Source organism: Clostridium sardiniense, from assembly GCF_019753795.1.
GTDB classification, from domain to species: domain Bacteria; phylum Bacillota; class Clostridia; order Clostridiales; family Clostridiaceae; genus Clostridium; species Clostridium sardiniense.
In genome coordinates, this window is record NZ_JAIKTU010000011.1 from 22,024 (window position 1) to 33,959 (window position 11,936).

12 protein-coding genes are annotated in these 11,936 nt (G+C 27.6%); 6 read left to right on the forward strand and 6 right to left on the reverse strand.

Annotation, left to right across the window (positions count from 1 at the left end; translation table 11 throughout):
* The first annotated feature begins 82 nt into the window (after window positions 1-82).
* On the forward strand, window positions 83-2,698 hold the full coding sequence (locus tag K5V21_RS13450) for a calcium-translocating P-type ATPase, PMCA-type (protein ID WP_221861709.1): 2,616 nt from the start codon (window positions 83-85) through the stop codon (window positions 2,696-2,698).
* A 61-nt stretch (window positions 2,699-2,759) separates the two neighbouring features.
* On the opposite strand, the gene K5V21_RS13455 is transcribed toward K5V21_RS13450, so the two are convergent.
* Together K5V21_RS13455 and K5V21_RS13460 are read right to left on the reverse strand one after the other, a co-directional pair.
* A complete protein-coding gene (locus tag K5V21_RS13455; RefSeq protein ID WP_221861710.1) occupies window positions 2,760-3,590 on the reverse strand; it encodes a CvfB family protein in 831 nt (276 codons plus the stop codon).
* Between the two features lie 13 nt (window positions 3,591-3,603).
* A complete protein-coding gene (locus tag K5V21_RS13460) occupies window positions 3,604-4,104 on the reverse strand; it encodes a gamma carbonic anhydrase family protein (protein ID WP_204594434.1) in 501 nt (166 codons plus the stop codon).
* Window positions 4,105-4,220: 116 nt separating this feature from the next.
* On the opposite strand from K5V21_RS13460, the gene K5V21_RS13465 reads away from it, so the two are divergent.
* Window positions 4,221-5,228 (forward strand): CehA/McbA family metallohydrolase domain-containing protein, encoded by a 1,008-nt coding sequence (locus tag K5V21_RS13465; RefSeq protein ID WP_221861711.1) that lies wholly within the window; start codon window positions 4,221-4,223, stop codon window positions 5,226-5,228.
* Window positions 5,229-5,267: 39 nt separating this feature from the next.
* On the opposite strand, the gene K5V21_RS13470 is transcribed toward K5V21_RS13465, so the two are convergent.
* Window positions 5,268-5,591, reverse strand: coding sequence for a hypothetical protein (locus K5V21_RS13470; RefSeq protein ID WP_204594432.1), 324 nt, complete (start codon window positions 5,589-5,591; stop codon window positions 5,268-5,270).
* A 291-nt stretch (window positions 5,592-5,882) separates the two neighbouring features.
* Here K5V21_RS13470 and K5V21_RS13475 point away from each other — a divergent pair, with 291 nt between their 5' ends.
* The 3 genes from K5V21_RS13475 to K5V21_RS13485 all read left to right on the forward strand — a co-directional run bounded on the left by K5V21_RS13475 (window position 5,883) and on the right by K5V21_RS13485 (window position 7,258).
* On the forward strand, window positions 5,883-6,350 hold the full coding sequence (locus tag K5V21_RS13475; RefSeq protein WP_204595209.1) for an Lrp/AsnC ligand binding domain-containing protein: 468 nt from the start codon (window positions 5,883-5,885) through the stop codon (window positions 6,348-6,350).
* Window positions 6,351-6,424: 74 nt separating this feature from the next.
* Window positions 6,425-6,628, forward strand: coding sequence for a DUF378 domain-containing protein (locus K5V21_RS13480; protein ID WP_204595208.1), 204 nt, complete (start codon window positions 6,425-6,427; stop codon window positions 6,626-6,628).
* 72 nt (window positions 6,629-6,700) lie between these two features.
* Complete coding sequence (locus K5V21_RS13485) at window positions 6,701-7,258, forward strand: putative ABC transporter permease (RefSeq protein ID WP_221861712.1); 558 nt, start codon at window positions 6,701-6,703, stop codon at window positions 7,256-7,258.
* Between the two features lie 37 nt (window positions 7,259-7,295).
* Here K5V21_RS13485 and K5V21_RS13490 read toward each other — a convergent pair whose 3' ends face one another.
* The gene (locus tag K5V21_RS13490) at window positions 7,296-9,047 is read right to left on the reverse strand and encodes a phosphoenolpyruvate carboxykinase (ATP) (RefSeq protein WP_221861713.1); all 1,752 of its coding nucleotides are present in this window, start codon (window positions 9,045-9,047) and stop codon (window positions 7,296-7,298) included.
* A gap of 316 nt (window positions 9,048-9,363) precedes the next feature.
* A complete protein-coding gene (locus tag K5V21_RS13495) occupies window positions 9,364-10,077 on the reverse strand; it encodes a lysophospholipid acyltransferase family protein (protein WP_221861714.1) in 714 nt (237 codons plus the stop codon).
* Between the two features lie 115 nt (window positions 10,078-10,192).
* Here K5V21_RS13495 and K5V21_RS13500 point away from each other — a divergent pair, with 115 nt between their 5' ends.
* A complete protein-coding gene (locus tag K5V21_RS13500; RefSeq protein ID WP_221861715.1) occupies window positions 10,193-11,071 on the forward strand; it encodes a ComEC/Rec2 family competence protein in 879 nt (292 codons plus the stop codon).
* 29 nt (window positions 11,072-11,100) lie between these two features.
* Here the strand turns inward: K5V21_RS13500 and K5V21_RS13505 are convergent, their stop codons facing one another.
* Window positions 11,101-11,928, reverse strand: coding sequence for a ribonuclease H-like domain-containing protein (locus K5V21_RS13505; protein WP_221861716.1), 828 nt, complete (start codon window positions 11,926-11,928; stop codon window positions 11,101-11,103).
* Window positions 11,929-11,936: the final 8 nt, after the last annotated feature.

Sequence of the window (11,936 nt, forward strand, 5' to 3'; positions counted from 1 at the left end):
TATTTATTTTCATCAATCTGATTACCCTATATTTAGTAAATATTTTTTTATTTAATCATATTTTGTAAAGAGGTGATAATTTATGTATAACAAATCTATAGATGATGTTTTAAAAGAATTTTCTACTGATAAAAATAAAGGCTTGTCAGAAGCAGAAGCAAAAGCTAGACTTGAGAAAAATGGTTTAAATAAGCTATCATCTAAAAAACCCAAAACTCTTCTTAGCATTTTCCTTGCACAAATAAATGATGCAATGATTTATATACTAATTGGTGCTGCAATTATCTCTGCAATAATGGGTGAATATAGTGATTCTATTGTAATACTTATAGTTATCTTGATAAATGCAATTATTGGTGTCGTTCAGGAGTCTAAGGCTGAAAAGGCACTTTCTGCATTAAAAGAACTTTCAACACCTAAAGCATTAGTTAAAAGGAACGGTGAAGTTATAGAAATTCCATCAGAAGAAGTTGTTTTAGGTGATATTGTTGTTATAGATGCTGGTAGATATATTCCTTGTGATTTACGTTTAATCCAAACTGCTAACCTTAAGATTGAAGAGTCTGCATTTACTGGTGAATCAGTTCCAGCTGATAAGGATGCAACTAAAGTATTTGATTCTAAAGATATTCCAGTTGGCGATAGAGAAAACATGGCATATATGTCTACTTTAGCAACTTATGGTCGAGGTATTGGAGTATGTGTTGCAACAGCTATGGATACTGAAATAGGTAAGATAGCTAAAATGATTGAAAACGAAGAAGAGGATATGACACCTCTTCAAAAGAAATTATCTTCTCTTGGTAAAATTTTAGGAATAGCCGCGATAATTATATGTGTGCTTATATTCGTAATTGGTTTATTCCAAGGCAGAGATACCTTTGAAATGGCTCTTACTGCTATTAGCTTAGCAGTTGCTGCAATTCCTGAAGGTCTTCCTGCTATAGTTGCTATAGTTCTTGCGCTTGGAGTCCAAAGAATGATAAAGCAAAATGCTATAGTAAAAAAATTACCTGCTGTTGAAACTCTAGGTTCTGTAAATATTATATGCTCTGATAAAACTGGAACTTTAACCTTAAACAAAATGACTGTTAGAAAAGTTTATGATACAAATTCCATTTTATCTGTAGATGACATTAATGATCTTAATGATAATTCTAAAATATTATTTGAAACCATGATTCTCTGTAATGATGCTACTTTATCAGATAAAGGTGATACAGGTGATCCTACAGAAATAGCACTTTTAGATATTGGTGTTAGATTTAATTATTACAAAGATGAATTAAACAATAAATATAATAGAATTGATGAAATACCTTTTGATTCTGATAGAAAGCTTATGAGTACAGTAAATAAATATGATAATCATTACAGAGTTCATACAAAGGGAGCTATTGATTCATTGTTTAAAGTATGTACTAAAATCCTTATAAATGGAGAAATAAAAGATTTAACTGATCCTATAAAGAAGGATCTTTTATCTAAATCAAATGAAATGTCCAATGAAGCTTTAAGAGTTTTAGGTGGTGCATATAAGGATTTAGAGTCAGAGAATACTTCTATACCTGATATTGAAAAAGATCTGATTTTTGTTGGATTAATGGGCATGATTGATCCTCCTAGAGAGGAAGTTAAAGGCTCCATAGACCTTTGTGATAAAGCTGGGATAACAACAATAATGATAACTGGTGACCATAAAAATACAGCATATGCTATTGGTCATGAACTTGGTATTTCAAGTGATTTTAATGAATGTATAGAAGGCAACGAATTAGATACATTATCAGATGATGAAATTAAAAATAATATAAATAAATATAGAATATTTGCTCGTGTATCTCCTGAGCATAAAGTAAAGATAGTTAAAGCATTTAAATCTCATGGGAATATTGTTTCAATGACAGGTGATGGTGTAAATGATGCACCTTCCCTTAAAGCTGCTGATATTGGTGTTGCTATGGGTATAACAGGTACTGATGTTGCTAAAGGTGCTGCTGATATGATACTTACAGATGATAACTTCACTACTATAGTTGGCGCTGTTGAGGAAGGTAGAAATATTTATTCAAATATAAAAAAATCTATAACTTTCTTACTTTCAGGTAACTTCGGTGAGGTAATAGCTTTATTTGTTGCTATTGTTTTAAATTGGGCTGCCCCACTTCAACCTATTCATATTTTATGGGTTAATCTTATAACTGATAGTTTCCCAGCTCTTGCACTAGGTGTAGATCCTGGTGACGAAGGCGTTATGGAATACCCGCCAAGAAACCCAAAGGAAAGTATATTTACAAAAGATACTATATTCACTTTAATAATAAATGGATTAACTGTTGGAATTACAACATTAATTGCTTTCAAAACTGGGCTTAAATATTACTCAGATTCCATTGTGCATGCACAAACTATGGCATTTGTAGTTCTTAGTATATCTCAATTATTTTTATCTTTCTCATTAAGAGATAGTAAAAAATCTATATTTAAGGTAGGTATATTGAAAAATAAAGCTTTACTTTTTTCACTTATTTTAGGTGTAGTATTACAGATTTTAATAATTTCAGTTCCTTTCCTATCATCAGTATTTAAGACTTATCCATTATCATTTGGAGATTTTGAATTTGTATTTTTAATTTCATTAGTTCCTTTAGTAATTAATGAAATTAGCAAACTTATCCTTGGTATATTTAGAAAATAGTTTTAAAGTAAAAATAGTCTATATCATAAATTTTATGATATAGACTATTTGAATTTTGAGATTATTTTAATTTAGTTCCTTCTTCATTCTGTTCTATTAGGCCTTCTTTCATTAATCCACCTAATGCCATTTTGAAATAATTCTTACTTGTTCCGAAAATTTCTCTAATCTCTTCTGGATTTGACTTATCATTATATGCCATCATTCCACCATTTGATTTTAAATACTTAAGTATTGATTCCTTGATTTCATCTCTAGCATCTAATCTTTTCTTTCTTGTAGTAAGTCCAACTGTTCCGTCTTCATATATTCTTTTAACTCTAGCATCTAATTCTTCACCTGGGTATATAGTTTCAATATGCTCATTTCCAAGTATTATTCCTCTATACTTGCCATCTATTGCAACTTTAATTGTTGTTGATGTACCTTTTCCATATGAAATAACTTTTACTATATCATCAACTTCATATCCTTCTCCTTGGTCTAAGTAATCATCAACTTCTGTAGTAGCCGCAAGTCTACCACTCTTATCTAAATAAGCATAGAATAAATACTTTTTACCTACTAAAAGTTTAAATCTTTGTTCTCTCATTGGTACAAATAAATCTCTTTCAAGTCCCATATCACAGAATGCACCAAAATCGTTTTGATGAACAACTTCTAAATATGCAACCTTACCAACTTCAATTAATGGCTTCTTCATAGTTGCAACTGCTCTACCTTGCGAATCCATATATGTAAATACATTTACTTCATCACCAACTTCAATCTCATTTCCATCTAATAAAGCCTTTGGTAGTAATATCTCATTTTTCTTTTCATCTGCTAAAAAGAATCCAAAGTCCCTTTCTTTAACAACTTCTAGTTTATTATATTCACCTATTTTTATCATTTTTCCTCCTAAATTAAGCATACTCCTTACTCAGCTCTATATAATGTTTAGCTGACTCTCTTATGCTTTCTACTTCTTTTTCTGTTAGTTTTCTAACAGCTTTTGCTGGATTACCAAGTATTAAAACTCCCTCTTCAAATTCTTTATTTTGGGTAACTAAAGCTCCAGCTCCAACAATTGAATTTTTACCTATTTTTGCACCATTTAATATTATTGACCCCATACCTATTAAAACATTATCACAGATAGTACATCCATGAACAATAGCACCATGTCCTACTGTAACGTTTTCTCCGATTATAGTTTCAAAATCGGTATCTACATGTAAAACTGAATTTTCTTGAATATTACTTCCTTTTCCTACATGTATTTTATTCATATCTCCTCTTAATCTAGCACCAAACCAAATATTACAATTTTCTTCAATTGTAACATCTCCGATTATATCTACACTTTCAGATATATATGTATTGTTACTAACCATTGGTATTTTGTTCTTAAAACTCTTAATCATTCTTCTCATCTCCATGTAAAATTCTTATACTATTTTATCATTTAAATAAATTGTTGTCATTATTTTATACTATATACCACTATATATAATTATAATCAATTTTAAGGATAATATATATGGGTAAACATAATAAATATGATATAAATATTTTCAACTTAAAAGATATTAGTGTATTCTATGGTATACCAAATTGCTACACCTCTTATTCATTAGGCTCTGCTTCACCTAATGATACACTAAACTATACTTATAGAAGTCATTTAGATTTCTTAATGGTTACAGACCAAAATAGCTTTTTAACTAAAAGTGTTTCTTATGATGGTCATAATATAACAAGATGGAATTCTTCATATAATATATGCAAAAAATTTTCAAGAAAAAAAGATAATTTTATTGCACTTCAAGGTTTTGAAGCAAAAACTATACCCTATGGAGATATAAATGTAATAAATTCAAATAATTTTTTTACTGGAGATATTAAAGACATCAACTTATTGATATTTTGGATGATTAATAACCCTGATGCTTTTATAATTATTAAAAGACCTATTAAAAGCATCTTATCTCTTCCTTATAATAAAGTGTTAAATAACATGATAACTTCTGTAGAGGTATGTAGTGGAGCTTTTGGAGAACGGTATAATAGAAGAGAAAAATATTACTTTAAACTCCTAGATATTGGTTGGAAACTTGGTGCTATAAATAGTCAAAGTACTGGGAATTTAGACTTTGGAAATTATGATAACGTAACAGGAGTACTACTTCCAAAGCTTAGTAAAAATACTTTGATAGAATGTTTTAGAAACCGTAACACATTCTCTTCTGAAAGTAGAAGCTTATTATTTTATTTTTTTGCTAATGATATGTTAATGGGTGGAATAATTTCATCTAATTGCGATACTATAGATTTTTCTATTCTTCTAGAAGATAAATATTATTTAATAGAAAAAATAGAGATAATAACTAATGGTGGAGAAATTCTTCATTCTGTTCAAGATATAAAATTAAATAAAATTAAATATTTATACTCTCATAAATTAGAAGATAACCAAAGCTGGTTTGTAATAAAAGTTTATCAAGAAGGTACTAGGATTGCTATAAGTTCTCCTATATTTGTAGATTAAAAAATCCAAAGTATATACTTTGGATTTTTGTTTAATTTACTATTTCTTTAAGTGTTTAGCTCTATTTGGTTTTGCTTTTGACTTTATAACAATTTTCTTATCAGCTTTCTTTGGTCCACCAGTTTGTTGAATATCCATAAACCATAAGAAACATACTACTATAATTGGAGTTATAATTATCGTAATCCATTGATTTTTAACTACTCCAGTCATTTGTACTATAAGTAATATAATTGCTACTGCAAGTGGTATATATTTATTTACACGTACTTTTGGAAATACATATTTTTTACAAAGCATATAAATACCAAATATAACAGCTAACATTATTATAAAATATAAAATTGACATTAGTATACTCATTATTTTACTTGTCCTCCTCATCAGCTTTATATATTTAATATTAATTTAAATTACTAATCTTTTCAAGTATAATAATTAAAAGATTAACTTTTTCAAAATTTTGTTTCTATTTAATTAATTTTATTTTGCATTTTATTAAAATAATAATATTTCATAAAGTTTTTAAACATTTTCCATTTATAGCTTTATGAATTGGTGATTATTTGTTAAAATATATCTTGATTTATAAAAATAATAATATTAATATAATAATACTATTTTATAAATTTATTAATTCCAAGAGGTGGTTTAATGGCTATAAACGCACATTTACAATTAGATGAATTAGATCTTCAAATATTAGATTTATTAATAAAGGACTGTAGAACGCCATATTTAGAAATAGCTAGAATATGCCATGTAAGTGGTGGTACTATTCACGTTAGAATGAAAAAGATGGAGGATATGGGCATAATAAAAGGAACACGTATTATTCTTAACCTTCCAAAGCTTGGTTATGATGTATGTTGCTTTGTTGGTATATATGTTGATAAAACTTCATCATTTGATTATGTTATTGATGAAATGCAAAAAATTACAGAAGTTGTTGAGTTACACTTAACTACTGGAAACTATTCAGTATTTGCGAAAGTAATATGCAAAAATATCGCTGATTTACAGGAAATATTAATGAATAAAATAAACACTATATCAGGTATTCAGAGAACTGATACATTTATATCTCTATCTCAACCAATAGATAGAAATATTACTTTATAAGCTTTGATGCATAATGCTTTCTTAAAATGTTAATACTATATTATGAAAAAATATTTTAAGGAAGTGTTTTTTTTATGAAATTTTTAGATACTATAGCATTATTATTAGTAATAATAGGAGCTATTAACTGGGGATTAATTGGATTTTTCCATTTTGATCTAGTTGCAACCCTATTTGGTGATATGTCTACTGTAAGTAGAATTGTTTATTCACTTGTAGGTATTGCTGGACTTTATGCAATTTCATTTTTTGCTAAAAGCAGATATGTAAATGATTAATTAATTCTCAAATTAAATAAGGAAGGTATATACCTTCCTTATTTAGTTTAAAAAATAAATTTGGAGGGATATATGAATATTAATAATATTTTTATAGTTTTTACTGCATACTCTTTTCTAGGTTGGTGTGCTGAGGTTGCGTACCAGTATTGGACTCAGAAAAAATTTATTAATAGAGGTTTTCTTCATGGACCTTTCTGCCCTATTTATGGAGCATGTATTTTATTAGTTATGTACTTATTTGTATACTTATTAGACAAAGTTCATGTTAATCTATTTACTCTATTTATTATTTCAACAATCCTAATTTCTTTTATTGAATATATTACAAGCTATATATTAGAAAAATTATTTCATTTAAAATGGTGGGATTATACTGAAGATCCTCTAAATCTAAATGGAAGAATATGCTTACATTTTTCATTAGGTTGGGGCCTTGCTGCTATGATAGTATTTAAAATTATTCACCCTATAATAATGGATGTAATAAATTTAATACCATTAGAAACTAGTAGAGTTATCACAATATTTATTATCTCATATTTTGTTATTGATGGAGTAATTACACTAAAGAAATTAATTATTACTGATAGTAACAATCCATTTACTAAATATTTTAAAAAGATATAAGTAAAGGTTGAACTTTTTAAAGCTCAACCTTTTTATTTTATAATTTTTTTATTTCTTCAAATAGTTCTAATGCCGCTTCTCTCGGTCCATTCTTTTCATGCCCTTTAACCCCAAGACATGTTCTTAATTGTCCAACCTTAACATTTCCATTAAACATTGCAGCAAAGTATTTATTTAATAATTTATCAGTCTCTTCTTGCTTTTGCGCTGGCCCAAATGGATTAGCAAAATATGATTCAACTAAACCTGTTTCTGATGTAGTTCCTTTTGCCATTCTAGCACCTGATCTAAATACTTTAATTGCATCTTTTGCATTATCAAAGTAGCTTAATGACTTACCGCCTTCTTCAACCTTATCATAATTATTAGCATAGTAGAATAAATCTACTTTATATCCCTTAATAATTGCATTATAAGGAGCAACTGGCATAACAAGTCTTGCATTTATTTTATCTGGATTCATAAATATACTTCTATCCATTTCTTTAAATGCATAACCTTGATCTAAATCATCTAATCTTACAAAGGCACCTATTTCCGTTCCATATCCATAGATCTCTCCATCTTTTAATTTGAATGTACCCATATCATCAAATATTATTGTCATATCTGATATATAATCTTCACTTAATGTTCTAAAGGCTTCTAAACTTTCTGATTTACCTGCACCACTATCACCCATTATAGCTACATTTGCAGTCTTTCCGTCCTTCAATACTATATTAACCATAGCACCATGTATTGGAAGATTTCCTCTTTTTATCATAATTAGATTATGAAGTGTTAATGTCATCTTCTTCATATATCCAAAGTAATCTATTTCTTCTGAATGATTTACATATCCAAGCATTATATCATTCTTTTCATCATTATAGAAAACAGTCTTTAATTCATGATCACTGTCTTCATCTTTTGCCCCAAAGACATATATCATATCTGGTTTTCTTCCTCTGCACTCTTCCTTTCTAGCCATTTCAAAAAGGTTACATAAAGTTATTCCATGCTCCATAAAATCTCTATGGAAGTAAATGTACGCTAGAAGTTCCCCCACTTTAGCAGGATAACAGAACCAATGATCTTCATTTAACTTTGCATAATTTAATGGATTTTCATATGTTTCACTAAACATTCCTGTTCTTGTATTTCTCTTTGGATATGTTATAAATGGTGTTTCTAAAAGAATGCTGTCTATAAATGGTATATCTTCTAACATTTCATAACCTTTTGGCATTGGCCATAGTATCTTACTTATCATAATACATGAATTACCACCAGCAGGTATCTGTCTAAATACCTTTGGCTGAACACCTAGTATATTCTTTTCAATTTTTCTGTAAAGACGTAATATAAGTTTTGATAATCCATCATTAGCTTCTGTAAAGCTTATTTGAGCTAATCCATTGTCAACTTTTCCACCATGAATTAAAGTATATCTTTCAAGTCTTCTCCAGAATAGATATAGTTCTTCAATTAATCTTATGAAATCTTCTTTATTCTCTAATAACTCTCTATATTTTTCATTAAATTCAACTATCTCTTCTACATTCATAACTGTTAAGAATTTAAATATTTTTGATAACTCACCTCTTAATAATATAACATCATTTATTTTTAGTGATTTTTCTAAATATCTAAAGCTTAATGAATTTTTACTTTTTGCAGTTCTTAAAAAAGAATCTAAAATTCTTCTAAAAGCTTCGCTTTCTAATAAAGATTCAAAAGTTGCACAATACTTAGCAGTGAAATTAATTATAACTTTATCATTACTCATTGAAAATTCTTTTTGCATAATCTTGCCCCCTCATGCAATTTTCACACTTGAAAAATTGCATTTTTTCTCTAATTCCATTAATTTATACACATTATATCATACCTTATGAAATTTTGGTAATAATTTTTTTTCATTTTTTCTTCAAATCTGCAAAAACACATACTATTTATAAAATTTTCGGTAAATTTTTCGTCTTTTCAAGTTTTATATTTTTCCCGTACATAACAGAAAAATTACTACCTAATATTCATGTATATATAATATGACTAAATATAAATCTAAGTGTTTATAAATTTATATTTAAACAAAAAAGAACTACTTAAAGTAGTTCTTTTTATTTTACCCAAATCATATTTTTTAAAACTTCATCATGAACTTTTTCAGTTAAAGTTTTCTCATCTTCTTTAGATAAATCTTTAGTATATATAGGTTTGCCAAATACTATAGTAACCTTTCCCTTAGTAAATTTTCTGTTATCTTCAAAGCATTTTGAAGTACCATCTATAGATACTGGAACTATTGGTGCTTGTGCCTTTACAGCAAGCTTCATACTTCCCTTTTTAAATTCATGAACTTTTCCATCTTTAGCCCTAGTTCCTTCTGGGAAAATTGCCATATTATAACCACTTTTTAAGTATTCAGCTCCTTTAACAATAACCTTTATAGCTGATCTTGGATTTTCTCTATCTAAAGCCACACAGTTCATATTTTTAACCCAAAAACCTAATATCGGTACCTTTAGCACTTCTTTTTTAGCTATAAATCCTATATCCCTTTTTGCTGATTGTCTAAGTACTGGTATATCTAATATACTCATGTGATTACCTATAAAAGCACAAGCCTCATCTGGTATATTTTCATAACCTTTAACTTCAATTTCCATTCCAACCATATTTATTGTGAAATCACTCCACTTACCAAATACATCTTGTCCATATGCAAAAGCTGCTTTCTCCCCTTTGGTCTTATATATATATTTAAACTTAATCCCTTTTAATCTTACATAAATCATATATATACCATATTGAATCATCTTAAATATTTGCATCTTCTCACCTCTTGATAATATTCATTTGTATTATATTACTTTCTTAACTTCTCTTTATTATTATACAATATGATGATAAACTAATACAGTATATATTATCTAAGGAGGTTTTCTCGTGAAGAAAAATTTAAAATCTTTGCTTTGTATACTATTACTATTATTATCAACCTTTTTAATTGGATGTAATAGTGCTTCAAATACTAATAGCAAAAATAGCTCTAATGCATCTAATTCTGATATACTTGTTCATTATATAAATGTAGGACAAGGTGATGCAGAATTAATACAAGTAAACGGTAAAAACATGTTAATTGATGCTGGTCCACGAGCTAATGAAAAAGATATAATTTCATATTTAGATAAACTAAAAATCAAGAAATTAGATTATGTTATAGCAACTCATCCTCATGAAGACCATATAGGTAATATGGATGATATAATAAATAAATATGAAATAGGTAAGTTCTATGCCCCTAAGGTGGAACATACTACTAAGACTTTTGAAAATATGGTTAAAGCTCTTAAAAAGAAAAACTTAAAAATTAATGTTATCAAAGAGGGTACTGATACCATTGATTTAGGAAAAAATACTAAAGTTTCAGTATATTCACCTAAAGCTGATGGATATGGTAAAAATACCAACTTAAATGACTACTCACCTATTATAAAAGTTGAGTATGGTAATAATTCATTCCTATTTACAGGTGATGCTGAAAAGACTGAGGAAAATTACGTTATAGAAAAAGGCTATAATCTTAAAGCTGATGTATTGAAGCTAGGTCATCATGGATCATCAACTTCAACAACTGAACAATTTTTAAAGGCTGTCAATCCATCAATTGGTATTATATCTTGTGGTGTTGATAATACATATGGACATCCTCACAAAGAAACTTTAAAAAAGCTTAACAAATATAAAGTTAAAATTTATAGAACTGATAAAGATGGAGATATCGTTTTAGAAAGTAATGGTACAACTATATCTAAGAAATAAAAAAAGGCACCTGAAAGTTAGCTATACTTTTAGGTGCCTTTTTTATCTCTAGATTTACTTTTTAAATTCTTATATTCTAAATTCACTTTATTATTTTTAATATTTGATTCTTTATTCTCTTCTATGGTTTCTATATTATCAACTTCATCTTCTAATATATCTACCTCTATTTTTTGCTCTTCTTTTTCTACTTTATCTTCTTCATTTAATTTAGTTAACTTAATATATTTCTTCCAATTAGTATATATATAATATAAATTAACAACATCCTGCTCATTATAAAGTAATATCTTCTCTATCTTTTCTTTAGGCATTCTCTTTATATAATCATTATCTTTCATTACCTTATGAAAAGTTTTAGCTAAATTAGAACCACTTATAACTTCTCCTTGTCTATCAATATCAAAAATCTTTTCTAATTTTTTAAGACCTATAGATGTCTTCATATCCTTTTCATAAGCTTTTTGAATATCTATTGATATAAATTCTGTCTCAAAGTTATAAGATATATTATATTTATTGAATAAGTAATTTATTACTGTAAAGTCATTATTACCTGAAAATGTTGATATGGCCTTTTTACCATTTTCCTTCATGTCCTTAAAATATCTTAAAGCTAAATTTAAAATATCCTTACTCTCTCTTTTATTTTCAATCATATATTGAGTTACATGAAGTATATTCTTTTCCTTATTATATATACACGCTCCAAAAACTCCTATACATTTTGGCTTCTTATATACATAATGCTCTAAATCAAAAAATATTATATCTTCTGGTAAAATTTTATGCTCATTTTCTAAAAAATGATCTTCTTCTAAATTTCCTACAGGTATAATGTTCTCTTTTATAATCACAGTATCAC

What these genes read in the sequence shown, in the direction of transcription:
- K5V21_RS13450 (WP_221861709.1), top strand. Translation starts at nt 83, where the DNA reads ATGTATAACAAATCTATAGATGATGTTTTAAAAGAATTTTCTACTGAT.
- K5V21_RS13455 (WP_221861710.1), bottom strand. Translation starts at nt 3,590, where the DNA reads ATGATAAAAATAGGTGAATATAATAAACTAGAAGTTGTTAAAGAAAGG.
- K5V21_RS13460 (WP_204594434.1), bottom strand. Translation starts at nt 4,104, where the DNA reads ATGATTAAGAGTTTTAAGAACAAAATACCAATGGTTAGTAACAATACA.
- K5V21_RS13465 (WP_221861711.1), top strand. Translation starts at nt 4,221, where the DNA reads ATGGGTAAACATAATAAATATGATATAAATATTTTCAACTTAAAAGAT.
- K5V21_RS13470 (WP_204594432.1), bottom strand. Translation starts at nt 5,591, where the DNA reads ATGAGTATACTAATGTCAATTTTATATTTTATAATAATGTTAGCTGTT.
- K5V21_RS13475 (WP_204595209.1), top strand. Translation starts at nt 5,883, where the DNA reads ATGGCTATAAACGCACATTTACAATTAGATGAATTAGATCTTCAAATA.
- K5V21_RS13480 (WP_204595208.1), top strand. Translation starts at nt 6,425, where the DNA reads ATGAAATTTTTAGATACTATAGCATTATTATTAGTAATAATAGGAGCT.
- K5V21_RS13485 (WP_221861712.1), top strand. Translation starts at nt 6,701, where the DNA reads ATGAATATTAATAATATTTTTATAGTTTTTACTGCATACTCTTTTCTA.
- K5V21_RS13490 (WP_221861713.1), bottom strand. Translation starts at nt 9,047, where the DNA reads ATGCAAAAAGAATTTTCAATGAGTAATGATAAAGTTATAATTAATTTC.
- K5V21_RS13495 (WP_221861714.1), bottom strand. Translation starts at nt 10,077, where the DNA reads ATGCAAATATTTAAGATGATTCAATATGGTATATATATGATTTATGTA.